Below are 24,183 nucleotides of genomic sequence, written 5' to 3' on the forward strand. Positions count from 1 at the left end.
CTCTGTCTTGTCACCCCCAACACAACAACGAGCGAGAGAGCCCCATCATGAAGACCACCCACCTGATCGCCGGCCTGGCCCTCGGCCTGCTGGCCAGCAGCCCGCTGTTCGCCGCGGAAAAGACCCTGCGCATCGGCATCGAGGCGGCCTACCCACCGTTCGCCTACAAGACCCCGGACGGCAATATCGCCGGCTTCGACTACGACATCGGCAACGCCCTGTGCGCCGAGATGAAGGTCGAGTGCAAGTGGACCGAACAGGAATACGATGGCCTGATCCCGTCGCTGAAGGTGAAGAAGATCGACGCCGCGCTGTCTTCGATCACCATCACCGAGGAACGCAAGAAATCCGTGGACTTCACCCACAAGTACTACTTCACCGGGGCGCGCCTGGCGATGAAGGAGGGCAGCCAGGTCGATGACCAGTACGAAGCCCTGAAAGGCAAGCGCATCGGCGTGCAGCGGGCGACCACCACCGACCGTTATGTCACTGCGGTGCTGGTGCCCAAGGGCGTGGAAGTGGTGCGCTACACCACCAACGAAGAAATCTTCATGGACATGGCCTCGGGCCGGCTCGACGGGGTTTTCGCCGACACCATCCCGCTGCAGTTGGGCTTCCTCGAGAGCGACAAGGGCAAGGGCTTCGCGTTCGTCGGCCCGGAACTGAAGGATCCCAAGTTCGTCGGTGAAGGCGCCGGCATCGCCGTGCGCAAGGGCAATACCGAGCTGGTCGCGGAACTGAACAAGGCCATCGATGCGATTCGCGCCAATGGCGAGTACCAGAAGATCCAGGCCAAGTACTTCAAGACCGATATCTACGGCGACTGATCTGTCGCCCCAAGCCAGGGCCTGACGCTGTTCAGGCCTTGAGCTCCTTCAGGTGCTTGTACACCGTCGCCCGCCCCATGTTCAGCACATTGGCCACATAGTTGGCCGCACTCTTGCCCTTGAACGCGCCTTCGGCATGCAGGGCCAGGACCAGTTCGCGCTTGTGATCGCGGGTGAGCAGGTTGAGGCTGAGCTGACGCTGGCGCAGCCAACTGTTGAGGAAGGTGTTGATACGTTCCTGCCAATCATCGCGGAACAGTGATTCCGGCTGTGGAATCAGCTTGCCCGGCGAAAGGAACAGGTCCAGCGCCGCCTTGACGTTCTCGAACAGGGAAATGTTCAGGTTGATGCACAGCACCGCCAGCGGCTGGCCCGACGGGTCGCGCAGCACGGTGCTCAGCGAGCGGATCTTCTGGCCGTCCCAGTTGAGCTTTTCATAAGGGCCGATATTGGTTTCATCGGTGCCCTCCTCGAACATGTCTTCCAGCGCCGCGTCGTCGCCGATCTCGCGCTTGGACAGGTTGTTGGCGATGTAGTCGATCTTCTGCGTGCGCAGGTCGTGCAAGACCACTTCGGCGTGGGGGAAGAACAAGGTGGCGATGGCATCGGCGATCGCCCGGTAGTTCTGCAGGAATGGATCGGGGCTGGACATTCTGGCGGGCTCCGCGATGGGGTCGGCGCCCTGGGTGCAGGGCGCTGGGAGTTTGCCGCAAACGGCCGGAGGAGTCACCCGCCGAGGCGCGCGGGTGACAGTTGTGCGGCGCTCAGGCCGAAGCCACGCAATTCGGCCGGCAATTCTTCTCCACGCACCAAGGCGGCGCTGGCCTGGCCCATGGCCGGCGAGGTCTGGATGCCATAGCCACCTTGTGCGGCGACCCAGAACAGGCCGCTCACCAAGGGATCGAAGCCGGCCACCAGGTCACCGTCGGCAACGAAGCTGCGCAGCCCGGCCCAGGTGCGGAAGGGGCGGCGGATCGTCAGGGTGGTGGCTTCCTCGATCTGGTAGATGCCCAGGGCGATGTCCAGCTCTTCCGGCTGTACATCGTGGGGCTCGACCGGGTCGGCGTTGCACGGCGAACCCAGGAGCATGCCGGCGTCGGGCTTCATGTAGAACGACTCGTCCAGGCTGACCAGCATCGGCCAGGCGTGGGTGTCGATGCCTGCCGGCGCTTCGAAGATGAACGCGGCGCGGCGCTTGGGTTGCAGGCCCAGCGGCCTGGCCCCGGCCAGCTCACCGATCCTGTCGGCCCAGCCTCCGGCGGCATTGATCAGCACCGGGGCGCGGAACTTACCGCGTGAGGTTTCGACGAGCCACTGACCCTGCGCATCCTTGTCCAGGCCCAGCACCTCGCAATCGCCATGGATCTCGCCCTGCTGGCGACGGATGCCGCGCAAGTAGCCCTGGTGCAGGCCGTCGGTATCGATATCGCTGGCGCTGGGGTCGTACAGGGCACCGTGGACCTTTTCCCGCTTGAGCACCGGAATCCGCGCGCAGGCTTCATCGGCGTCGAGCAACTGCATGTCCGGCACGCAGGCGCGGGCGCTTTCGAACTGGCGCTGGAGTTCTTCGGCATCGCCTTCGAAGTCCACGGTCATCTCGCCGCGCGGGGTCAGTAGCGGGTGGTCGGCGAAGCCAGCGGGCGGCTGGTCGAAGAAGGCCCGGCTGGCGAGGGTCAGGGCGCGTACCTGCGGCGTGCCGTAGGCAGCGGTGTAGAGCGCCGCCGAGCGACCGGTGGAGTGATAGCCCGGCAGGGTTTCGCGCTCCAGCAGCAGGACCTTGCCGTGGGGCGCCAGCCAGTAGCCGGTGGACGCGCCGGCAATGCCGGCGCCGATGATGATGTAGTCGGCCTGTTGCATGACAGTCTCCGCGACTCAGTGGCTGCACTGCAGATGGTAGAGGGCATTGGCCAGGGCGATGTCTTCCAGGCCGAGGCCGATGGAGCGGAAGAACGCATGGCGCTTGTATTCGGGGCGGGCGGCATGGCCGCTGACCAGTTCCGGCAGGTCGCCGACGATGGCGGCCTGGTTCCAGCCATGCTGTTCGGCGGCCAGGCGCATTTCGCCGGCGCTGCCCGGGGTGGTCCTGCGGTAGTCGCAGTAGACGTCCATCGCTGCCAGGCTGGCCGGTGGTACTTCGTGGGCGCGTACGGCGTTGGTGCTGATCGAGGTGATCAGCGCCGGTTTGCTCAGCTTGGCCGGGTCGATCACCGGCTTGGCCGAAGAGGTGCAAAGCAGGATCACATCGGCGTCGTGCAGCGCGCTATCGAGGTCAGCATGCAGGTCCAGGCGGCTGTCCAGGGCGAGAAGGGCGTTGCGCTGCTCGGCGCTTTTGCCGTGCAGGGAGGGCGAGTACAGGCGGATGTCCTGCCATTCGCGCAATTCGCTGACGTAATGCAAATGGGCGAGGGCGATCGGACCGCTGCCGATGATGGCCAGGCGCCGGGCGTCGGCCGGGGCCAGGTTATCCACCGCAACGGCGGTGGTGGCGGCGGTACGCGCCGTGGTCAGTTCGCCGGCGTCGCAGAGCAGCAGGGGCTGGCCGCTGTCCATCGACATCAGCAAGGTCCAGGCGGTCACCAGCGGCCCCTGGTCGCGGACGATGTAGGGAGACGTCTTGACGCCATAGACCCGTTCTTCGGCGAGCACGCCGCCGTAGTTGATGAAATCGCCCTGGCCGGCGGGAAACTCCACCAGTTGCTGTGGCGGTTGCACCGCCTGGCCGGCGGCCAGGTCGCGGAACAGGTCGCGCAGCACCCGGGGAACATCCACCCGGGCGAGCAGTTGGCGGGCTTGCTGCTGATCGATGACTAGAGGCGCGGCCATTGGGTGGGGCTCCGGGGTTGGTTGATAAACTAATTTTTCCATTATGGACTTTTAGTTTAAGTATTTTCCATCCCCAAGGTCTGAAATTTGTGGTGTTGCTGATGGCCCTATCGCTGGCGCGCCGCCGATCCTGTGGGAGCTGGCTTGCCAGCGATGAGGCCATCAGCATCACCAACAATCTCCAGGCATAAAAAAACGCAGTCCGAAGACTGCGTTCCTTGTCATCACCCGTGCTTTTTCGGCACCGGCTTGAGCAACTCCGTAGGCGGCATCTCGCAACTGATCTTGCGCCCGAGCAGTTCCTCGATCGCCGGCAATTGGTAGGAATCGTCCTCGCCGGCAAAGCTGATCGATACCCCGCTGGTCCCGGCCCGGCCGGTGCGGCCGATGCGGTGCACGTAGTCGTCCGGATCTTCCGGCAGGGTGAAGTTGATCACGTGGCTGATGCCATCGATGTGAATACCGCGACCGGCGACGTCGGTGGCGACCAGCACGGTGATGCGGCCTTCGCGGAAGTTCTCCAGGGTGCGGATGCGCTTGTGCTGCGGCACGTCGCCGGACAACTGCGCAGCGTTGACACCGTCGCGCACCAGGCGCTCTTCGATCCGCCGCACTTCGTCCTTGCGGTTGGCGAAGACGATGACCCGTTCCCACTTGTTCCCGGTGACCAGGTTGTACAGCAGCTTGTACTTGTCGCTGCCGGCAACGGCGTAGACATGCTGCTCCACGGTTTCGCTGGCAACGTTCTCCGGCTCGATCTCGACGATGGCCGGATTGGTGGTCCATTGCTTGGCCAGGTTCATCACGTCTTCGGTGAAGGTGGCCGAGAACAGCAGCGTCTGGCGCTCGCTCTTGGGCGGGGTCTGGCGAATGATCTGGCGCACTTGCGGAATGAAGCCCATGTCGAGCATGCGGTCGGCTTCGTCCAGCACCATCACCTCGACCATGTCCAGGTGCACTTCGCCACGCTGGTTGAAGTCCAGCAGGCGGCCCGGGGTGGCGACGAGGATGTCGCAGTGGCGGGCTTCGAGGGCCTTGAGCTGCTTGTCGTAGTCCATGCCCCCGACGAAGGTCATCACGTTGAGGCCGGTGTACTTGGTCAGCGCCGCGGCATCCTTGGCGATCTGCACCACCAGCTCGCGGGTCGGGGCAATGATCAGTGCCCGCGGCTCGCCCATGTAGCGCTCCTTGGGCGGCGGGGTCTGCTGCAGCTGGGTGATGATCGAGATCAGGAAGGCCGCGGTCTTGCCGGTGCCGGTCTGGGCCCGGCCGATTGCATCCTGGCCGCGCAGGGTGAACCCCAGCACCTGGGCCTGGATCGGCGTGCAATAGGGGAAGCCGAGGTCGTGGATGGCATGCATCAGCTCCGGCGAGAGCTTGAAATCATGGAAGCGGGTCTTGCCTTCCTGCGGCTCGACCACGAAGTCTTCCAGCTTCCAGGTCGAGGCCTGGGGCTTCGGCTTGCGTTCGCGGCGCGGCTTGGCGGCAGGCTGGCTGCGTGCAGGCTTGGCCGCCTCCGTGGTCTCTGCGCGGGCTGGCGTTTCGGCTTTGCGCTGGTCGACGGCGGGCGGTGCGGGAGCGGGAGCCGGGGCAGGTGGCTGCATCACGGGGGCAGCGCTTTCGGCGACGAGTTGCTCAACCTCGCCTTTGCCGAACATCTTCTTGAGTGCTTTGAGCACGATCTTCTCATCGATTGGTTAAGGAATGTACGCCGGGCAGTGTAATGCAAGATTCGGGCTCGGCGTAGTGGATTGATCCGACAACTACAGGTAATGCGACTTTCAGCGCAGACGCTGGCTCAGCCAGTCGAAGATGTCGCGGATTTCGTCCGGTACCACCTCGTGCTCCATCGGGTACTCCAGCCAGTTGACACTGACACCCCAGTGCTTGAGGTACTCGAACGCGGTTCTGCCCATGGCCGGGAGCACCACCGGGTCATTTACGCCGTGCAGGCACAGCGCCGGGATGCGCTGCTGGCTGGCGGTAAGCTGGGTGTCGTCCTTGAAGGTCGGCGCATAGGTGGACAGTGCCAGCACGCCTCCGAGCGCGCCTTGCCACCTTATATAGGCGGTATGCAGGACCACCGCGCCGCCCTGGGAGAAGCCGGCAAGAAAGATCCGGTTCGGGTCGATGCCGGCGGCGCGCTGATCTTCGATCAGACCGATGACCTGCTCGGCGGACTCTTCCAGTTGCGCCTCGTCGATGGCCCGGGCCGGGCTCATGGCCTTGATGTCGTACCAGCTGGGCATTTCATAGCCGCCGTTGATCGTCACCGCGCGGCTTGGTGCCTGGGGCATAACGAAACGGGTGGTGAGCAGATGCTCCTGCAACATCTCGGCAACCGGCATGAAGTCGTAGCGATCGGCCCCCAGCCCGTGCAACCAGATCACACAGGCGTCGGCGGTCTTCTGGGGTTCGAGAATCAATGGGTTGGTCATGACTGCTCCGAAGTAGTGCACGCGATCTCAATGCGGTGCATGAAAAAAAGGCACGCGAGGGCCACGGGGAAAAAAGATGTCGCATTGCTATAACTTTGCCAGTTGCCAAAGGCTGAACCGCTTTAGCCAAGCGATGTGGTACGCGCTTTGCTACACCCCCTTCGACATGATGTGGCGTGTTTCCTCGGTAACACCTCCTCATGGGAAAACCAAGGCTGTCACAGAACAGCGAATTGCGCCAATTGACCCAATAACAAGCCGAAACGGGTCGGATGCGCCTCATAAGGGTGCGGTGCAAGCCGGCTCAACACAATAAGAGCGAACTGGAGGTTTTAATGAAGATGTTGAAGTCCACCCTGGCAGTCATGACGGCTGCCGCAGCGCTGGGCCTGAGTTCCTTTGCCCAGGCGGGTGCAACCCTGGATGCGGTGCAGAAGAAAGGCTTTGTACAGTGTGGGGTCAGTGACGGTCTGCCGGGCTTCTCGGTGCCGGACGCCAAGGGCACCATCGTCGGTATCGACGCTGACGTCTGCCGCGCCGTGGCCGCCGCAGTGTTCGGCGACGCGACCAAGGTCAAGTTCAGCCAGCTGAACGCCAAGGAGCGTTTCACCGCGCTGCAGTCCGGTGAAGTCGACGTGCTGTCGCGCAATACCACCTGGACCAGCTCGCGCGATGCCGGCATGGGCCTGGTGTTCGCCGGTGTCACCTACTACGACGGCATCGGCTTCCTGGTGAACAAGAAGCTCGGCGTTTCCAGCGCCAAGGAGCTGGACGGTGCAACCATCTGCATCCAGGCCGGTACCACCACCGAACTGAACGTCTCCGACTACTTCCGTGCCAACGGCCTGAAGTACACCCCGATCACCTTCGACACGTCCGACGAAAGCGCCAAGTCGCTGGAGTCCGGCCGTTGCGACGTACTGACTTCGGACAAGTCGCAGCTCTACGCACAACGCTCCAAGCTGGCCTCGCCGACCGACTACGTCGTTCTGCCTGAAACCATCTCCAAGGAACCGCTGGGCCCCGTCGTGCGCAAAGGCGACGAAGAGTGGTTCTCCATCGTGCGCTGGACCCTGTTCGCCATGCTCAATGCCGAAGAGGCGGGCGTCACCTCGAAGAACGTCGAGGCTGAAGCCAAGTCGACCAAGAACCCGGACGTGGCCCGTATGCTCGGCGCCGACGGCGAGTACGGCAAGGACCTGAAACTGCCGAAGGACTGGGTCGTACAGATCGTCAAGCAAGTGGGCAACTACGGCGAAGTGTTCGAGAAGAACCTTGGCAAGAGCACCCCGCTGCAGATCGACCGCGGCCTGAACGCCCTGTGGAACAACGGCGGCATCCAGTACGCGCCTCCGGTGCGCTGATCGGGTCGGCCCGCGGTGACGTTGCTGTCACCGCGGGCCGTAGCGTTTCTTCTCTTCGGGGCCTTTCATGCACAATCCACCCAGGGGCTTGTCCCTTAGCGATCCACGCGTTCGCGCGTGGCTGTTCCAGATCCTCACGATAGTCTTCGTGGTCGGTCTGGGCTGGTATCTGTTCCACAACACCCAGACCAACCTGCAACACCGGGGCATCACCTCCGGCTTCGACTTCCTCGAGCGCAGCGCCGGCTTCGGCATCGCCCAGCATCTGATTCCCTACACCGAATCCGATTCCTATGCACGGGTCTTCGTCATCGGCCTGCTCAACACGTTGCTGGTGACCTTCATCGGTATCATCCTCGCGACCTTGCTCGGCTTCATCATCGGTGTGGCGCGGCTGTCGCCGAACTGGATGATCAACAAGCTGGCCACCGTCTACGTCGAGACCTTCCGCAACATCCCGCCGCTCCTGCAGATCCTCTTCTGGTATTTCGCGGTGTTCCTGACCCTGCCGGGGCCACGGGGCAGCATCAACATCAACGACACCTTCTTCATCAGCAACCGCGGGCTGAACATGCCCGGGGCCTCGCTGGCCGAAGGTTTCTGGCCGTTCGCGGTAGCCGTGCTGCTGGCGATCGTCGCCGTGGTCGCCATGGTGCGCTGGGCCAATCGCCGCTTCGAGGCCACCGGCGAGCCGTTCCACAAGTTCTGGGCCGCCGTCGGCCTGCTGCTGGTGATTCCGGGCTTGAGCGTGCTGCTGTTCGGCAACCCGCTGAGCTGGCAACTGCCGGAGTTGAAAGGCTTCAACTTCGCCGGTGGCTGGGTGCTGATTCCCGAGCTGCTGGCGCTGACCCTGGCGCTGACCATCTACACCGCGGCGTTCATTGCCGAGATCGTCCGTTCCGGGATCCGCTCGGTGAGCCACGGCCAGACCGAGGCGGCACGCTCTCTGGGCCTGCGCGAAGGGCCGACCCTGCGCAAGGTGATCATTCCCCAGGCCATGCGGGTGATCATTCCGCCGCTGACCAGCCAATACCTGAACCTGGCGAAGAACTCCTCGCTGGCGGCCGGTATCGGTTACCCGGAAATGGTTTCGCTGTTCGCTGGCACCGTGCTCAACCAGACCGGGCAGGCCATCGAGGTGATCGCCATCACCATGAGCGTGTACCTGGCCATCAGCATCAGCATTTCCCTGCTGATGAACTGGTACAACAAGCGCATTGCGCTGATCGAGCGGTAAGGAGACGCGCATGAGTACCCATGTTTTCAAACCCGACATGCCGCCACCGGTGAAGACCGTCGGTGTCGTCGCCTGGCTGCGGGCCAACCTGTTCTCCAGCTGGCTCAACACCCTGCTGACCCTGTTCGCCATCTACCTGGTCTGGCTGATCGTGCCGCCCTTGCTGCAATGGTCGATCTTCGACGCCAACTGGGTCGGCACGACCCGCGCCGACTGCACCAAGGAGGGCGCCTGCTGGGTGTTCGTCCAGCAGCGCTTCGGCCAGTTCATGTATGGCTATTACCCCACCGAGCTGCGCTGGCGCGTTGACCTGACGGTGTGGCTGGCAGTGATCGGCGCGGCGCCGCTGTTCATCTCGCGCTTCCCGCGCAAGGCGGTCTACGGCCTGTGCTTCCTCGTCGCCTACCCGATCATCGCCTACACCCTGCTGCATGGTGGCCTGGGCATGACCACGGTACCCACCAGCCAGTGGGGCGGCCTGATGCTGACCCTGGTGATCGCTACCGTGGGCATCGTCGGCGCCTTGCCGCTGGGCATCCTGCTGGCGCTGGGCCGGCGTTCGAAGATGCCGGCGGTGAAGGTGGTCTGCGTGACCTTCATCGAGTTCTGGCGCGGCGTGCCGTTGATCACCGTGCTGTTCATGTCCTCGGTGATGCTGCCGCTGTTCCTGCCCGAGGGCATGAGCTTCGACAAGCTGCTGCGCGCCATGATCGGGGTGATCCTGTTCCAGTCGGCCTACATCGCCGAAGTGGTGCGCGGTGGCCTGCAGGCCATTCCCAAGGGCCAGTACGAAGCCGCCGCCGCCATGGGCCTGGGCTACTGGCGCGCCATGGGCCTGGTGATCCTGCCGCAGGCCCTGAAGCTGGTGATTCCCGGCATCGTCAACACCTTCATTGCCCTGTTCAAGGACACCAGCCTGGTGATCATCATCGGCCTGTTCGACCTGCTCAACAGCGTCAAGCAGGCGGCTGCCGACCCCAAATGGCTGGGTATGGCGACCGAGGGCTACGTGTTCGCGGCCCTGGTGTTCTGGATTTTCTGTTTCGGTATGTCCCGCTACTCCATGCATCTGGAGCGCAAGCTGGATACAGGCCACAAGCGTTAGGAGAGATTTTGATGAGCGAAGCGATCAAACAGCCTGTAGGCCCTGAAGGCATTATCCAGATGCAGGGCGTGAACAAGTGGTACGGCCAGTTCCACGTGCTCAAGGACATCAACCTGAATGTGCGCCAGGGCGAGCGCATCGTCCTGTGCGGGCCGTCCGGCTCGGGCAAGTCCACCACCATCCGTTGCCTCAACCGTCTGGAAGAGCACCAGCAGGGCCGCATCGTGGTGGATGGCGTGGAACTGACCAACGACCTCAAGCAGATCGAGGCGATCCGCCGTGAAGTCGGCATGGTGTTCCAGCACTTCAACCTGTTCCCGCACCTGACCATCCTGCAGAACTGCACCCTGGCACCGATGTGGGTCCGCAAGATGCCCAAGCGCAAGGCCGAGGAAATCGCCATGCACTATCTGGAGCGGGTACGGATTCCGGAGCAGGCGCACAAATTCCCGGGGCAGTTGTCCGGTGGCCAGCAGCAGCGCGTGGCTATCGCCCGGGCGCTGTGCATGAAACCGAAGATCATGCTGTTCGACGAGCCGACCTCGGCACTCGACCCGGAGATGGTCAAGGAAGTGCTGGATACCATGGTCAGCCTGGCGGAAGACGGCATGACCATGCTCTGCGTGACCCACGAGATGGGCTTCGCCCGGACCGTGGCGAACCGGGTGATCTTCATGGACAAGGGGGAGATCGTCGAGCAGGCGGCACCGGATGACTTCTTCGACCGGCCGCAGAATGACCGGACCAGGTTGTTCCTGAGCCAGATCCTGCATTGATTGAGGTGGCTGGCAGATCCAGGTCTACCAGCCGTTCCTTGTGGTGCTCTTGAGGGCCTCATCGCTGGCAAGCCAGCTCCCACAGGTGTGGGAGCTGGCTTGCCAGCGATGAGGCCTCAAGAGCAATAAGACTCCTGGATCAGTTCTCTTCTTCCTTCACCACCGGCGCCGGTGGTGGCCGCAGCCCAACCTCGGCTACCAGCTTCAACTGCTTGCCATTGCGCATGACCTCGATGGCCACTTTCTCGCTCGGCTTGATCCGTGCCACCTGGTTCATCGAGCGCCGACCGTCCCCGGCCGGTTCGCCGTTGATACTCAGGATCACGTCACCCAGTTGCAGGCCAGCCCTTTGCGCCGGCCCGTCGCGGAAAATCCCCGCGACTACGATACCCGGGCGACCCTTCATGCCGAACGACTCCGCCAGCTCCTCGCTCAGCGGCTGTACTTCAAGGCCCAGCCAGCCGCGAATCACCTGGCCATGCTCGATGATCGACTTCATCACCTCCAGCGCCAGCTTGGTAGGGATCGCGAAACCGATGCCCTGGGAGCCGCCTGACTTGGAGAAGATCGCCGTATTGATCCCGGTCAGGTTGCCGTTGGCGTCCACCAGCGCGCCGCCGGAGTTGCCCGGGTTGATCGCAGCGTCGGTCTGGATGAAGTCCTCGTAGTTGTTCAGGCCCAGCTGGTTGCGGCCGGTGGCGCTGATGATGCCCATGGTCACGGTCTGGCCTACGCCGAAGGGGTTGCCGATGGCCAGGGCGACATCGCCGATGCGGATGGTGTCGGAGCGGCCGATGGTGATCGCCGGCAGGTTCTTCAGGTCGATCTTCAGCACCGCCAGGTCGGTTTCCGGGTCGCTGCCGATGACCCGGGCCAGGGTTTCACGACCGTCCTTGAGCGCCACCACGATCTGGTCGGCACCGGCGGTCACGTGGTTGTTGGTCAGCAGATAGCCTTCCGGGCTCATGATCACCGCCGAACCCAGGCTCGACTCCCAGCGGCGCTGCTTGGGCAGGTTGTCGCCGAAGAAGCGGCGGAACTGCGGATCCTCGAACAATGGATGGGCGGACTTGTTGACCACCTTGGTGGTGTACAGGTTGGCAACGGCCGGCGCCGCGTGGGTCACCGCGTCGGCGTAGGACACCGGACCCTGGACCACATTGGTGGTCTGCGGTGCCTGTTGCAGGTTGACGTCCTGGCTGGGCAGGCCGACCCACTCGGGAAAACGCTGGATGACCAGCATGGCGATCAGCACGCCGGTGAACAGCGGCCAGCCGAAGTAACGCAGAGCCTTGAACATTTAACGCATCCTGGGGGAGTTGGCCCGAGCCGGTGACGCTATGGGGAAAGTGGTTTGAAGCGCGCGATGATACTTCGGCAAGCACCCGGCAGGAACCGCTAAATCACTCGGCGAGCGATGCCTGCCACCGAGTGCCCCGGGGCATTGCCGGCGGTTTCCCCGAAACCGTCGACGGCCCATAATGGCCGGCATTATACGGGGCCTTGCGCCGCGCTGAACTGCTGAATTGAGGAGTCTTTCCATGGCTGTTGCCCTGACTACCCTGGTCGAGGAAGCCGACCGTTATCTCGGTAGCGCAAAAATCCAGGATTACTGCCCTAACGGCCTGCAGGTCGAGGGGCGCCCGCAGGTGACCCGCATCGTCAGCGGCGTTACCGCCAGCCAGGCACTGCTGGACGCGGCGGTCGAGGCGGGAGCGGACCTGGTGCTGGTGCATCACGGCTATTTCTGGAAAGGCGAGAACCCGTGCATCACCGGGATGAAGCAGCGGCGTTTGAAAACCCTGCTCAAGCACGACATCAGCCTGCTAGCCTACCACCTGCCGCTGGACGTGCACCCGGAGGTGGGCAACAACGTGCAGTTGGCCCGGCAACTGGACATCACCGTCGAAGGCCCGCTGGATCCGGCCAACCCGCGGGTGGTGGGGCTGGTCGGTTCGCTGGCCGAGCCAGTGTCGGCGCGAGACTTCGCCCGTCGGGTCAGTGAAGTCATGGGGCGTGAGCCGCTGCTGGTCGAGGGCGAGGACGTCATCCGCCGGGTGGGCTGGTGCACCGGCGGCGGCCAGGGCTATATCGACCAGGCGATCGAGGCGGGTGTGGACCTGTTCATCAGCGGCGAAGCGTCCGAGCAGACCTACCACAGCGCCCGGGAGAACGGCATCAGCTTCATCGCTGCCGGCCACCACGCGACCGAGCGCTACGGCGTCCAGGCGCTTGGCGATTACCTGGCCCGGCGTTTTGCCCTGGAGCATCTGTTCATCGACTGCCCCAACCCTGTGTGAGCCCAAACGGTCGGGCATATCCATAGATTGTTTCGTTCTAGCTACCCTCCTAAATAGAAGCGGGCGCTGTGATAGAGTGGCCCGCTCGAACACGGCCCGTTTGGCCGTCCACAAGATCGTTTTTCCCGTGAGTAGCCATGGTCGACAAACTGACGCATTTGAAACAGCTGGAGGCGGAAAGCATCCACATCATTCGTGAGGTGGCCGCCGAGTTCGACAACCCGGTGATGCTTTACTCCATTGGCAAGGATTCGGCCGTGATGCTGCATCTGGCACGCAAGGCCTTCTTCCCTGGCAAGCTGCCGTTTCCTGTGATGCACGTCGACACCCAGTGGAAATTCCAGGAGATGTACCGCTTCCGCGACAAGATGGTCGAGGAAATGGGCCTGGAGCTGATCACCCACGTCAACCCTGAAGGTGTTGCGCAGGGCATCAACCCGTTCACCCACGGCAGTTCCAAGCACACCGACATCATGAAGACCCAGGGCCTCAAGCAGGCGCTGGACAAGCACGGTTTCGACGCCGCCTTCGGTGGCGCGCGCCGCGACGAAGAGAAGTCGCGGGCCAAGGAACGCGTGTACTCCTTCCGCGACAGCAAGCACCGCTGGGACCCGAAGAACCAGCGTCCGGAGCTGTGGAACGTCTACAACGGCAAGGTCAACAAGGGCGAGTCGATCCGCGTGTTCCCCCTGTCGAACTGGACCGAGCTGGACATCTGGCAATACATCTATCTCGAGGGCATCCCGATCGTGCCGCTGTACTTCGCCGCCGAGCGTGAAGTCATCGAGAAGAACGGCACCCTGATCATGATCGACGACGATCGCATCCTCGAGCACCTGAGCGACGAGGAAAAAGCCCGCATCGTCAAGAAGAAGGTGCGTTTCCGTACCCTCGGCTGCTACCCGTTGACGGGTGCCGTCGAGTCGGAGGCCGAGACCCTGACGGACATCATCCAGGAGATGCTCCTGACCCGTACGTCCGAACGTCAGGGCCGTGTCATCGACCACGATGGCGCAGGCTCGATGGAAGACAAAAAACGTCAAGGCTACTTCTAATTTCAGGGTTACTCCATGTCGCACCAATCCGAATTGATCAGCGAAGACATCCTCGCTTATCTGGCTCAACACGAGCGTAAAGAACTGCTGCGTTTCCTCACCTGCGGCAACGTGGACGACGGCAAGAGCACCCTGATCGGTCGCCTGCTGCACGATTCGAAGATGATCTACGAGGACCACCTCGAGGCCATCACCCGTGACTCGAAGAAAGTCGGCACCACCGGCGAAGAGGTCGACCTGGCACTGCTGGTCGACGGCCTGCAGGCCGAGCGCGAGCAGGGCATCACCATCGATGTCGCCTACCGCTACTTCTCCACCGCCAAGCGCAAGTTCATCATCGCCGACACCCCGGGCCACGAGCAGTACACCCGCAACATGGCCACCGGTGCCTCCACCTGCGACCTGGCGATCATCCTCGTCGACGCCCGCTATGGTGTGCAGACCCAGACCCGCCGGCACAGCTACATCGCCTCGCTGCTGGGTATCAAGCACATCGTGGTCGCCGTCAACAAGATGGACCTGAAGGGCTTCGACGAGCAGGTCTTCGAGTCGATCAAGGCCGACTACCTGAAGTTCGCCGAAGGCATCCAGCTCAAGCCGAGCAGCCTGCACTTCGTGCCGATGTCGGCGCTCAAGGGCGACAACGTGGTCAACCGCAGCGAGCGTTCGCCGTGGTACACCGGCCCTGCGCTGATGGAAATCCTCGAGACCGTCGAAGTCGCCGCCGACCGCAACTTCACCGACCTGCGTTTCCCGGTGCAGTACGTCAACCGTCCGAACCTGAACTTCCGCGGCTTCGCCGGTACCATCGCCAGCGGCCTGGTGCACAAGGGTGACGAAGTGGTGGTCCTGCCGTCGGGCAAGAGCAGCCGCGTCAAGTCCATCGTCACCTTTGAAGGCGAGCTGGAAAGCGCGGGTCCTGGCCAGGCCGTGACCCTGACCATGGAAGACGAGATCGACATCTCCCGTGGCGACCTGCTGGTCCATGCCGACAACGTGCCGCCGGTGACCGACCAGTTCGACGCCATGCTGGTATGGATGTCCGAGGAGCCGATGCTTCCGGGCAAGAAGTACGACATCAAGCGCGCCACCAGCTATGTGCCGGGCTCGATTGCCAGCATCACCCACAAGGTCGATGTGAACACCCTCGAGCAGGGCGCTGCCAGTGCGCTGCAACTGAACGAGATCGGCCGGGTCAAGGTGGCCCTCGACGCTTCGATCGCCCTGGACGGTTACGACAGCAACCGCACCACCGGCGCCTTCATCGTCATCGACCGCCTGACCAACGGCACCGTCGGCGCCGGCATGATCATCGCCCCGCCAGTCCTGCCGCACGGCAGCACCGGCCAGCATGGCAAGCAGGCCCACGTTTCCACCGAGGAGCGTGCCCTGCGCTTCGGCCAGCAACCGGCCACCGTGCTGTTCAGCGGCCTGTCGGGCGCTGGCAAGAGCACCCTGGCCTATGCCGTCGAACGCAAACTGTTCGACATGGGCCGTGCGGTCTACGTGCTGGATGGCCAGAACCTGCGTCATGACCTGAACAAGGGCCTGCCGCAGGACCGCGCCGGTCGTACCGAGAACTGGCGTCGTGCCGCGCATGTGGCGCGTCAGTTCAACGAAGCCGGCCTGCTGACCCTGGCCGCGTTCGTCGCGCCGGATGCCGAAGGCCGCGAACAGGCCAAGGCGCTGATCGGCAAGGACCGTCTGGTCACCGTCTACGTCCAGGCCTCGCCGCTGGCCTGCCGCGAGCGTGACCCGCAAGGCCTGTACGCCGCCGGCGGCGACAACATCCCGGGCGAGAGCTTCCCGTACGATGTGCCGCAGGATGCCGATCTGGTGATCGATACCCAATCCACCAGCGTGGAAGAGGGCGTGAAGCAGGTGCTGGATGTGCTGCGTGCGCGTGGTGCGATCTAAGCGTTAGGGCTGAAGTGAAAGAACCCGCGATGATGAAAGTCATCGCGGGTTCTTTTTTAAAGCAGGTATTAATCAGGCCTGAATCCCGGTTTACCGTTTGCAGTCCGCCACTCTTTGATGATTTTTATGATGTTCTCCGGCGTATCCAGTCCATCTTCCTCCGGCCAATAGATCAGATCGGACCCACTTGGGTGTTCAGTTATTTCTTCAAACAGGGCGATGCGCTGGTCATGAGCCCGTTCACTGACTCCGTCCTCAGGGTCGGTAATGGAGCGTAGAAAAATCTGAAACTCCTGCTCCGTGAAATCACTGAATTTTTTCTGTTGGCTCATGGCTTGTCTCCATAGTGGATCTGCTGATGGCTTGCTGGTGTGACTACCCTGATGTTATCGAGGTCGTAGACGCTGCCGCCTTTTGCGATCGGGTTTACATGGTGGAGGATGAATTTCTTGTGCGATTTATGATGATCCTGCTTTCTGGAAGTGGGCGAATGTCCATCCTTTCTCATTCTTTTGAGGTTTTCTCCAGAGAACTGCTTCGAAAGCAATTCGTCATTGGCAACTGCCCTCCAGAAAGCCGCTCTGAACTCATTGAAGTTTTTGAAATCCCTGCCTCTGAGGAGATCTGCAATCTGTGCTGGGATCGCAGCACCGCCTCCTCGCGCTGCTTCGCCTAGCCAAATGCCTTCCGTTAATTCTCCTCTGCCCGTTACCCTTCCAGGCTCCATCCGCCGATCCTTGAACATCACCAGTATCGGCGCCATCCCGGAATCCGCCGGGAAGGTGATGATGATGCGGTCCTGATCGATCAGGTCGAGCGCCGGATAGCCTTCAACCTGTGCCTGCACCGGAGTCAGGCTGGCGCCTTCATACACCGAGCCTTCTGGACGATGTTCAGGCAGGGGTGTGATACCCGGGGATTCGGTTCCAGGGGCCTTGGTGTCCAGGTGAGGATCCGCTGCGGATGCTCCAGGGCGACGCTGTAAACCTGCTGCTGCGCATCGAATTGCGCTGCGACCACCGGGACCCGGGCAATCGGGCTTGCATCAGGTGTGGCCGCGATGAGCAGCGTGCTTTGTTCATCGTCGTCCAGGGTGATCGGCACATAGGGCAGATCCACCGTCGATGCGGTGAGGTCGAGGCCTTCGGGTGGGGACAGGTCGGCCAGGGGTATCGAGAGGGCGGTCTGGCGTTCGTCGTCCTTGGGCCAGAGAATCACGATCGCGCCTACCACGACCGTGGCGATCAGTACCGGGCCACTCACCAGGGCAGCGACGCGCAACGCGGGGATGGCAAGGCGAACCGCCGATTGCAGCGCGCCATAGGCCGCCGGGCTCAGGTTGAAAGCACCATTGCCCATCGGTGCCAGGAAGGGCAGCGTGGTCGCGCTGGCTGTGGACGTATAGGTGATGCGTGCCTTGCGTTCCGCTTCCACGCGCTTCGCTGTTTCCAGGGCTTCTTTCTCGAGCAGCAAGCGCGCTGCTTCTATGGCATTGGCTTGCTCCAATTGCCGTTCAAGCTGCTCCGCCCGTTTCTGCAATGCGCTGAATGCCGTCAGCGTGTTCTGCATGTGTCGAGCGTATTCCCGGTGCATCAGGGCAGTGTGGTAGTCCTTCCAGCGAGGCCCGATGATTCCGGTGCCTTGTCCTTCGACAAGGCTCGCAAGCGCTTCGAGTTCAGCTCTGGTCAGCGGCGTATTTATTTTCGGGTTGGCGCGGGAGTAGGGGTGGATGGATGCGTTCTGGTTGTTGATGAGGTTCTGCAGAACTACTTGGTAATTCTTCAGCGCCTCTGCGGCAGGCATGTCTTGAATATGCCCACTCCATTTGATGACCTCCGCTTGCAGAACGGAGGGCAATATATGGAAATGGGCTTGTTGTTCGACTCTGATGCGCCGGGCCTTTTCCGCCAGGACTTTTGTTTTCCCTGAATGATCGAGGGTGCTGAGGTCCTCCCGCTGGTCGATGGCGTTTGCCGCCGCGCCCAGATGGGCAAGGGCGGCTTCCAGCGTTTGGTCGATTATTCGGGACTCATGAGCCGCCCCGTAGGCGTGTATGTAGTCCGCGAAAAAGTTGTCGAACTTGCCGCGCTTTGCAGCCTCCTGTGCCGAGTGGGCGAGGAAGAAGGATGGTTTGTAGAAGGGGCTCGTGCCCCAGAAGGAGTAAGCCAGAGTGGTCTGCTGGTTGTACTCGCTCTGTTTCTGTTCGATGAACTTCTCAAGACCCAGGTACTCCAGACTGGCGCGCTGCACATCGGTTGTTGCGCTTTGCGCCGCTTGGGTTTTTGCGTCGTGCAGTTGGGTCTGGATGGTGTTGTTCAGTGTGGCGTAACGTGGTTGGAATTCGCTGTCGACCATCGCGCTCATGGCGACATGTTCTTCGATGATGACCGTCTTGAAGCCCGGTATTGCTGGCCCGGTGAACCTGCCGGTGCCGCCTTCTCCCCGACGCGGGCCGGAAGACAGGCCCCAGCCACCGCCGCCTCCGCCCCAGCCAATCCTCAGGTCCGGATTGCCCTCGATGTTGATGGGGGGAAGTTCGTGTGTAGGGGGCGGATTTTGTTGTGCCATTCCTTTCGCTCCTTCGAAATTGGAATGGCGATGCTCTTTCAGGTTGCCGAGTTGAATCTGTCCGGCAGTGGCGGATTTGTCGTAGGGCAGTTCAGGTAAAAGTGTCTGTCGTTGCTAGATGTGCTTCTCCGAAACGGGAATCACCCGCTTCTCCTTCACCGCCTTGTACGAAAAGCTCGAATAGATCTCCTTCACCCCCGGCAGCGACTGCAGGGTTTCCCGAGCGAATTCCCCGAACGACTCCAGATCCCGAGCCAGCACCTCCAGCAGAAAGTCGTAACGTCCTGAAATGTTATGGCAGGCGACAATCTCCGGAATCTCCATCAGACGTTGCTCGAAAGCCCGGGCCATGTCCTTGGTATGCGAATCCATCATGATGCTGACGAAGGCGGTCACCCCGAAGCCCAGCGCCTTGGGTGAAAGGATCGCCTGATAGCCGGTGATATGCCCGCTTTCCTCCAGTTGCTTGACCCGCCGCCAGCACGGCGACGTGGTCAGGGCCACGCTGTCGGCCAGCTCGGAGATGGTCAGACGCGCGTTCTCCTGCAGGGCGCCGAGCAGGGCGCGATCGGTGCGGTCAAGCGCATTGGGCAGGATTTGCCCCGATTTCAGCGGATCGTGGAATTTCATGCCCGGAGATCCCCGTGGTGGTGGTCATATTTGGAAAAATATTAGTTCATCGCTGGCATAAGCTTATAGCAAGCCAACAAGAGGGCATCGCCATGAGCGGCTCCAGCAAGCAGCAAGGATTTGCTACCCGTGCCATTCACCATGGCTACGATCCGCAGGCCCACGGAGGGGCGCTGGTGCCGCCGGTCTACCAGACGGCCACGTTTGCCTTTCCCACTGTCGAGTACGGCGCGGCCTGTTTTGCCGGCGAGGAGGCGGGACATTTCTACAGCCGTATCTCCAATCCGACCCTGGCGCTTCTGGAAAGCCGCATGGCTTCGCTGGAGGGCGGCGAGGCGGCCCTGGCCCTGGCGTCGGGAATGGGCGCGATCACGGCGACACTCTGGACCCTGTTGCGCCCCGGTGATGAAGTTCTGCTCGGCAGCACCTTGTACGGCTGCACCTTCGCCTTCCTGCATCACGGCATCGGTGAATTCGGGGTCAGGCTGAAACATGTCGATATGGCTGACCTGAAAGCCGTAGAAGCAGCGATCACTCCGGCCACGCGGGTGATCTATTTCGAATCCCCGGCCAACCCCAACATGCACCTGGCCGATATCGCCGGCGTGGCGAAGATCGCCCGGCGACACGGCGCGACGCTGGCGGTGGACAACACCTACTGCACGCCGTACCTGCAACGTCCGCTGGAGCTGGGTGCCGACCTGGTGGTGCATTCGGCGACCAAGTACCTCAGTGGGCATGGCGATATCACTGCCGGGCTGGTGATCGGCGCGAAGGCGCTGGTGGACCGGATTCGTCTGCAAGGCCTGAAGGACATGACCGGTGCGGTGCTGTCACCCCATGACGCCTCGTTGCTGATGCGTGGGCTGAAGACCCTGAATCTTCGTATGGAACGGCACTGTGCCAATGCCCAGGCGCTGGCGGAGTTTCTCAGGAAGCAGGCGGAAGTGGAGGTGTTGCATTACCCCGGTCTGCCGTCTTTCCCGCAGCATGCGCTGGCGAAAAGGCAGATGGCCTTGCCGGGCGGCATGCTGGCATTCGAATTGAAGGGTGGGATCGTTGCCGGGCGGCGCTTCATGAATGCGCTGCAACTGTTCTCGCGGGCGGTCAGCCTGGGCGATGCCGAGTCGCTGGCGCAGCATCCGGCGAGCATGACCCATTCCAGCTACACGCCGGAAGAGCGGGCGCGCTATGGAATTTCCGAAGGGCTGGTGCGGTTGTCGGTGGGGCTGGAGGATATCGATGACTTGCTGGGGGATGTGCGGCAGGCACTCAGGGCCTGCGCGTAAGCGAGTGACAAAAAAAGGGGCGCCAGTGACGGCGCCCCTTTTCATTACAACGAATTCAGCGTTTCAGGCCATAGCTCTCATCGAGCATGCCCGGGCTGTTCGGCGCTTTCGGCGCGTAGTCCCGCGGCACTTCGGTGTCCCGCGGCGGAGTCAGGCGATCGCGCTGGCCTTGGGCTGCATCGGAGTGCAGGGCAGCCAGCAAGCGTTGGCGAGTCAGTTCGTCCAGGGCCAGGCGGTTGGCGCCATCGGCCAGATGATCCTGCACTTCCTGGTAGCTTTGCGTGAGTTTCTTGACCAGAGCCGCAGTGCTGTTGAAGTGGGTTACCACTTCGTTCTGGTAGCTGTCGAAGCGTTCCTGGATATCGTCCAGTTGCCGCTGGGTGCTGCTCGGTGCGGCATTGGGCAGGAGGCGGGCTACCAGGAAACCAACGACGACGCCCACTGCCAGGGCCAGGGTCGGCAACAACCAAACTAAGAGCGAGAGTTCCACGAGTCCTTCCTCTATAAACGGCTTTGCTTTACGTTAACGGCTCGGACCTGCGCTGTATACCGCGAAGCATCGCAAATATTTCAGAACAGAATCATTCAGCTAGACGAGTCGACCCTTGCCGGGGTCACGGAGTTTATTCCTTGCTTACCCGCGAATCCCCCGTTCTCATCGACGGCCCGGTCGGTCAACTGGAAGCCCTGTACCAGGAGGTGCCTGACGCCCATGGACTGGTGCTGATCTGCCATCCCAACCCGGTACAGGGCGGGACCATGCTCAACAAGGTGGTGTCGACCCTGCAGCGCACCGCCCGGGATGCTGGCCTGACCACGCTGCGTTTCAATTATCGCGGCGTCGGCGCCAGTGCCGGGAGCCACGATATGGGCAGCGGGGAAGTGGACGATGCCGAGGCGGCTGCCGCCTGGCTGCGTGAACGGCATCCGCAACTGCCCCTGACACTGCTCGGATTCTCCTTCGGCGGTTTCGTCGCTGCCGCCCTTGGCGGGCGTCTTGAGGCGCAAGGTGTGGCGCTGAAGCATCTGTTCATGGTCGCTCCTGCCGTCATGCGCCTGACCGGCAGCGAGGCTGCGCCGCAGAACGTGCAACTGACCATCGTCCAGCCGGACGCCGACGAAGTGATCGAGCCGCAGATCGTCTACGCCTGGTCCGCTGCGTTCCCGCGCCCCCATGAGCTGCTGAAAGTGGCAGAATGCGGACACTTTTTTCATGGCAAGCTGACCGACCTCAAGGATCTGGTACTGCCGCGTCTTTCGAACTGAGCCAAGCTGATAAGCGAATACCCATGACTACGCGCATTCTCACCGGCATCACCACCACCGGCACCCCGCATCTGGGCAACTACGCCGGTGCCATCCGCCCGGCGATCCTCGCCAGCCGCCAGCCCGGTGCCGACTCCTTCTATTTCCTCGCCGATTACCACGCCCTGATCAAATGCGACGACCCGCAGCGTATCCAGCGCTCGCGCCTCGAGATCGCCGCGACCTGGCTGGCCGGCGGCCTGGATGCGGAGAAGGTGACGTTCTATCGCCAGTCCGATATTCCTGAAATCCCCGAGCTGACCTGGCTGCTGACCTGCGTCAGTGCCAAGGGCCTGCTCAACCGCGCCCATGCCTACAAGGCCTCGGTGGACAAGAACCTGGAAAACGGCGAGGACCCGGACGCCGGCGTGACCATGGGCCTGTACAGCTATCCGGTGCTGATGGCCGCGGACATCCTGATGTTCAACGCGCACAAGGTTCCGGTCGGTCGCGACCAGATCCAGCACGTGGAAATGGCGCGTGACATCGGCCAGCGCTTCAATCACCTGTTCGGCAACGGCAAGGAATTCTTCGTTCTGCCGGAAGCGGTGATCGAGGAAAGCGTGGCGACCCTGCCTGGCCTGGACGGTCGCAAGATGTCCAAGAGCTATGACAACACCATCCCGCTGTTCAGCAGTGCCAAGGACATGAAGGACGCGATCTCGCGCATCGTCACCGACTCCCGCGCGCCGGGCGAGGCGAAGGATCCGGACAATTCGCACCTGTTTACCCTGTACCAGGCGTTCGCTACTGCCGAGCAGTCCGCAGGCTTCCGTGACGAACTCCTGCAGGGCCTGGGCTGGGGCGAAGCCAAGCAGAAGCTGTTCCAGTTGCTGGACGGGCAACTGAGCGAATCCCGTGAGCACTATCAGCAACTGATTGCCCGTCCGGCCGATCTGGAAGACATTCTCCTGGCTGGCGCGCAGAAGGCCCGCAAGGTCGCCACGCCGTTCCTCGAGCAACTGCGCGAAGCCGTGGGGCTGCGTTCCTTCCGCTCCATCGCCCAGGGCACGGTCGAGACGAAGAAAAAGGCCGCGAAGGCCGCACGCTTCGTCAGCTTCCGCGATGAAGACGGCAGCTTCCGCTTCCGCCTGCTGGGCGCCGACGGCGAGCAACTGTTGCTGTCGCGCAGCTTCGCCGACGGCAAGGCCGCTGGTGCGGTGACCAAGCAATTGCAGCAGGGCCAGGAACTGGACGTACGCGCCGAAGGCCTGGGCTTCAGCCTGTGGCTGGACGGCGAGGCCGTGGCCGAAGGTGCGCAGTTTGCCGACGCCGCTGCTCGTGATGCCGCCATCGAGGCCCTGCGTGCCGCCCTGGCACCCCAACAGGACTGACGGCTTATCGGAAGTCTGATTGCCATTACCCGGGGCCGTCGCTACAGTGACGGCCCGCTTTTGTTGCCTTGCTAACGAATTATGACGCCCCTAGAACGATATCAAGCAGATCTGAAACGTCCCGACTTCTTCCATGATGCGGCGCAGGAAACTGCGGTGCGCCATCTGCAGCGCCTGTACGACGATCTGATCGCGGCGCAGAACAACAAGCCGGGCGTGTTCGGCAAACTGTTCGGCAAGAAGGAGCAGGCGCCGGTCAAGGGCCTGTATTTCTGGGGCGGGGTAGGGCGGGGCAAGACCTATCTGGTCGATACCTTCTTCGAGGCGCTGCCGTTCAAGGAAAAATCCCGCACGCACTTCCACCGTTTCATGAAGCGTGTGCACGAAGAGATGAAGGGGCTGAAGGGCGAGAAGAACCCCCTGACCATCATCGCCAAGCGTTTTTCGGAAGAGGCGCGGGTGATCTGCTTCGACGAGTTCTTCGTGTCCGACATCACCGACGCGATGATCCTCGGTACCCTGATGGAAGAGCTGTTCAAGAACGGCGTGACCCTGGTGGCGACCTCCAACATCGTACCGGACGGGCTGTACAAGGATGGCTTGCAGCGGGCGCGCTTCCTGCCGGCCATTGCCCTGATCAAGCAGAACACCGAGATCGTCAACGTCGACAGCGGCGTCGACTATCGCCTGCGCCACCTGGAGCAGGCCGAACTCTTCCACTTCCCGCTGAACGAAGCCGCCCACGAAAGCCTGCGCAAAAGCTTCCGGGCGCTGACTCCGGAATGCACCCAGGCGGTGGAAAACGATGTGCTGATCATCGAGAACCGTGAGATCCGTGCCCTGCGTACCTGTGACGACGTGGCCTGGTTCGACTTCCGCGAATTGTGCGACGGCCCGCGCAGCCAGAACGACTACATCGAACTGGGCAAGATCTTCCATGCCGTACTGCTCAGCGGCGTGGAGCAGATGGGCGTGGCGACCGACGACATCGCGCGGCGCTTCATCAACATGGTCGACGAGTTCTACGACCGTAACGTGAAGCTGATCATCTCCGCCGAGGTGGAGCTGAAGGACCTGTATACCGGTGGTCGCCTGACCTTCGAATTCCAGCGGACCCTCAGCCGCCTGCTGGAAATGCAGTCCCACGAGTTCCTGGCGCGAGCGCACAAGCCTTAACCACTCTCGAAAGCACAACACCGACCCTGTGGGAGCTGG

23 protein-coding genes are annotated in these 24,183 nt (G+C 62.4%); 12 read left to right on the forward strand and 11 right to left on the reverse strand.

What is annotated here, in order from left to right:
* Positions 1-47: 47 nt before the first annotated feature.
* A complete protein-coding gene (locus tag ACPFMA_RS05100) occupies positions 48-827 on the forward strand; it encodes an ABC transporter substrate-binding protein (protein WP_064302428.1) in 780 nt (259 codons plus the stop codon).
* Positions 828-858: 31 nt separating this feature from the next.
* Here the strand turns inward: ACPFMA_RS05100 and ACPFMA_RS05105 are convergent, their stop codons facing one another.
* The 5 genes from ACPFMA_RS05105 to ACPFMA_RS05125 form a co-directional block, all read right to left on the reverse strand.
* A complete protein-coding gene (locus tag ACPFMA_RS05105; RefSeq protein WP_064302429.1) occupies positions 859-1,479 on the reverse strand; it encodes a helix-turn-helix transcriptional regulator in 621 nt (206 codons plus the stop codon).
* 74 nt (positions 1,480-1,553) lie between these two features.
* A complete protein-coding gene (locus tag ACPFMA_RS05110; RefSeq protein ID WP_425929796.1) occupies positions 1,554-2,684 on the reverse strand; it encodes an NAD(P)/FAD-dependent oxidoreductase in 1,131 nt (376 codons plus the stop codon).
* A gap of 15 nt (positions 2,685-2,699) precedes the next feature.
* Positions 2,700-3,650, reverse strand: a complete 951-nt coding sequence (locus ACPFMA_RS05115; protein ID WP_425929797.1) for an ornithine cyclodeaminase family protein — start codon at positions 3,648-3,650, stop codon at positions 2,700-2,702.
* A 224-nt stretch (positions 3,651-3,874) separates the two neighbouring features.
* The gene (gene rhlB / locus ACPFMA_RS05120; RefSeq protein WP_425929798.1) at positions 3,875-5,329 is read right to left on the reverse strand and encodes an ATP-dependent RNA helicase RhlB; all 1,455 of its coding nucleotides are present in this window, start codon (positions 5,327-5,329) and stop codon (positions 3,875-3,877) included.
* Positions 5,330-5,431: 102 nt separating this feature from the next.
* On the reverse strand, positions 5,432-6,088 hold the full coding sequence (locus tag ACPFMA_RS05125) for an alpha/beta hydrolase (protein WP_064302433.1): 657 nt from the start codon (positions 6,086-6,088) through the stop codon (positions 5,432-5,434).
* 335 nt (positions 6,089-6,423) lie between these two features.
* On the opposite strand from ACPFMA_RS05125, the gene ACPFMA_RS05130 reads away from it, so the two are divergent.
* The 4 genes from ACPFMA_RS05130 to ACPFMA_RS05145 all read left to right on the forward strand — a co-directional run bounded on the left by ACPFMA_RS05130 (position 6,424) and on the right by ACPFMA_RS05145 (position 10,570).
* Positions 6,424-7,452 (forward strand): amino acid ABC transporter substrate-binding protein, encoded by a 1,029-nt coding sequence (locus ACPFMA_RS05130; protein WP_009408182.1) that lies wholly within the window; start codon positions 6,424-6,426, stop codon positions 7,450-7,452.
* 67 nt (positions 7,453-7,519) lie between these two features.
* Positions 7,520-8,689: an amino acid ABC transporter permease gene (locus tag ACPFMA_RS05135; RefSeq protein ID WP_064302434.1), complete on the forward strand. Its 1,170-nt coding sequence runs from the start codon at positions 7,520-7,522 to the stop codon at positions 8,687-8,689.
* 10 nt (positions 8,690-8,699) lie between these two features.
* Positions 8,700-9,794: an amino acid ABC transporter permease gene (locus ACPFMA_RS05140; RefSeq protein ID WP_009408186.1), complete on the forward strand. Its 1,095-nt coding sequence runs from the start codon at positions 8,700-8,702 to the stop codon at positions 9,792-9,794.
* An 11-nt stretch (positions 9,795-9,805) separates the two neighbouring features.
* The gene (locus tag ACPFMA_RS05145; RefSeq protein WP_420058589.1) at positions 9,806-10,570 is read left to right on the forward strand and encodes an amino acid ABC transporter ATP-binding protein; all 765 of its coding nucleotides are present in this window, start codon (positions 9,806-9,808) and stop codon (positions 10,568-10,570) included.
* A gap of 139 nt (positions 10,571-10,709) precedes the next feature.
* Here ACPFMA_RS05145 and algW read toward each other — a convergent pair whose 3' ends face one another.
* Positions 10,710-11,870 carry a Do family serine endopeptidase AlgW gene (gene algW / locus ACPFMA_RS05150; RefSeq protein ID WP_009408189.1) on the reverse strand — a complete coding sequence of 387 codons (1,161 nt, stop codon included), beginning with the start codon at positions 11,868-11,870 and terminating at the stop codon, positions 10,710-10,712.
* A 241-nt stretch (positions 11,871-12,111) separates the two neighbouring features.
* Here algW and ACPFMA_RS05155 point away from each other — a divergent pair, with 241 nt between their 5' ends.
* The 3 genes from ACPFMA_RS05155 (at position 12,112) to cysN (ending at position 15,842) form a co-directional block, all read left to right on the forward strand.
* Positions 12,112-12,870 carry a Nif3-like dinuclear metal center hexameric protein gene (locus ACPFMA_RS05155; RefSeq protein ID WP_009408191.1) on the forward strand — a complete coding sequence of 253 codons (759 nt, stop codon included), beginning with the start codon at positions 12,112-12,114 and terminating at the stop codon, positions 12,868-12,870.
* 137 nt (positions 12,871-13,007) lie between these two features.
* On the forward strand, positions 13,008-13,925 hold the full coding sequence (cysD, locus tag ACPFMA_RS05160; RefSeq protein WP_009408193.1) for a sulfate adenylyltransferase subunit CysD: 918 nt from the start codon (positions 13,008-13,010) through the stop codon (positions 13,923-13,925).
* 15 nt (positions 13,926-13,940) lie between these two features.
* Entirely contained in the window at positions 13,941-15,842 is a 1,902-nt protein-coding gene (gene cysN, locus ACPFMA_RS05165) for a sulfate adenylyltransferase subunit CysN (protein WP_064302437.1), read from the forward strand.
* 68 nt (positions 15,843-15,910) lie between these two features.
* Here the strand turns inward: cysN and ACPFMA_RS05170 are convergent, their stop codons facing one another.
* From ACPFMA_RS05170 to ACPFMA_RS05185, 4 genes are all read right to left on the reverse strand, one after another.
* Entirely contained in the window at positions 15,911-16,174 is a 264-nt protein-coding gene (locus ACPFMA_RS05170) for a bacteriocin immunity protein (protein WP_064302438.1), read from the reverse strand.
* Positions 16,171-16,716 (reverse strand): S-type pyocin domain-containing protein, encoded by a 546-nt coding sequence (locus ACPFMA_RS05175; RefSeq protein ID WP_425929799.1) that lies wholly within the window; start codon positions 16,714-16,716, stop codon positions 16,171-16,173. Before ACPFMA_RS05175 ends, ACPFMA_RS05170 begins: the two co-directional genes overlap by 4 nt.
* Positions 16,695-18,410 (reverse strand): S-type pyocin domain-containing protein, encoded by a 1,716-nt coding sequence (locus ACPFMA_RS05180; RefSeq protein WP_425929800.1) that lies wholly within the window; start codon positions 18,408-18,410, stop codon positions 16,695-16,697. The genes ACPFMA_RS05175 and ACPFMA_RS05180 overlap by 22 nt, the downstream gene beginning before the upstream one ends.
* Positions 18,411-18,524: 114 nt before the next feature.
* A complete protein-coding gene (locus tag ACPFMA_RS05185; protein ID WP_420058606.1) occupies positions 18,525-19,004 on the reverse strand; it encodes an Lrp/AsnC family transcriptional regulator in 480 nt (159 codons plus the stop codon).
* 128 nt (positions 19,005-19,132) lie between these two features.
* Between ACPFMA_RS05185 and ACPFMA_RS05190 the strand changes: the two genes are divergently transcribed.
* Positions 19,133-20,329, forward strand: a complete 1,197-nt coding sequence (locus tag ACPFMA_RS05190) for a methionine gamma-lyase (protein ID WP_425929801.1) — start codon at positions 19,133-19,135, stop codon at positions 20,327-20,329.
* Between the two features lie 55 nt (positions 20,330-20,384).
* On the opposite strand, the gene ACPFMA_RS05195 is transcribed toward ACPFMA_RS05190, so the two are convergent.
* Positions 20,385-20,819, reverse strand: a complete 435-nt coding sequence (locus ACPFMA_RS05195; RefSeq protein ID WP_420058592.1) for a YhcB family protein — start codon at positions 20,817-20,819, stop codon at positions 20,385-20,387.
* Between the two features lie 140 nt (positions 20,820-20,959).
* On the opposite strand from ACPFMA_RS05195, the gene ACPFMA_RS05200 reads away from it, so the two are divergent.
* The 3 genes from ACPFMA_RS05200 (at position 20,960) to zapE (ending at position 24,144) form a co-directional block, all read left to right on the forward strand.
* Entirely contained in the window at positions 20,960-21,595 is a 636-nt protein-coding gene (locus ACPFMA_RS05200; RefSeq protein WP_009408210.1) for an alpha/beta hydrolase, read from the forward strand.
* A gap of 23 nt (positions 21,596-21,618) precedes the next feature.
* The gene (locus ACPFMA_RS05205) at positions 21,619-22,968 is read left to right on the forward strand and encodes a tryptophan--tRNA ligase (RefSeq protein ID WP_420058593.1); all 1,350 of its coding nucleotides are present in this window, start codon (positions 21,619-21,621) and stop codon (positions 22,966-22,968) included.
* A gap of 81 nt (positions 22,969-23,049) precedes the next feature.
* A complete protein-coding gene (gene zapE / locus ACPFMA_RS05210; protein ID WP_009408214.1) occupies positions 23,050-24,144 on the forward strand; it encodes a cell division protein ZapE in 1,095 nt (364 codons plus the stop codon).
* Positions 24,145-24,183: the final 39 nt, after the last annotated feature.

It is taken from the genome of Pseudomonas sp. NyZ201, from assembly GCF_049860765.1.
GTDB classification, from domain to species: Bacteria; Pseudomonadota; Gammaproteobacteria; order Pseudomonadales; family Pseudomonadaceae; genus Aquipseudomonas; species Aquipseudomonas bharatica.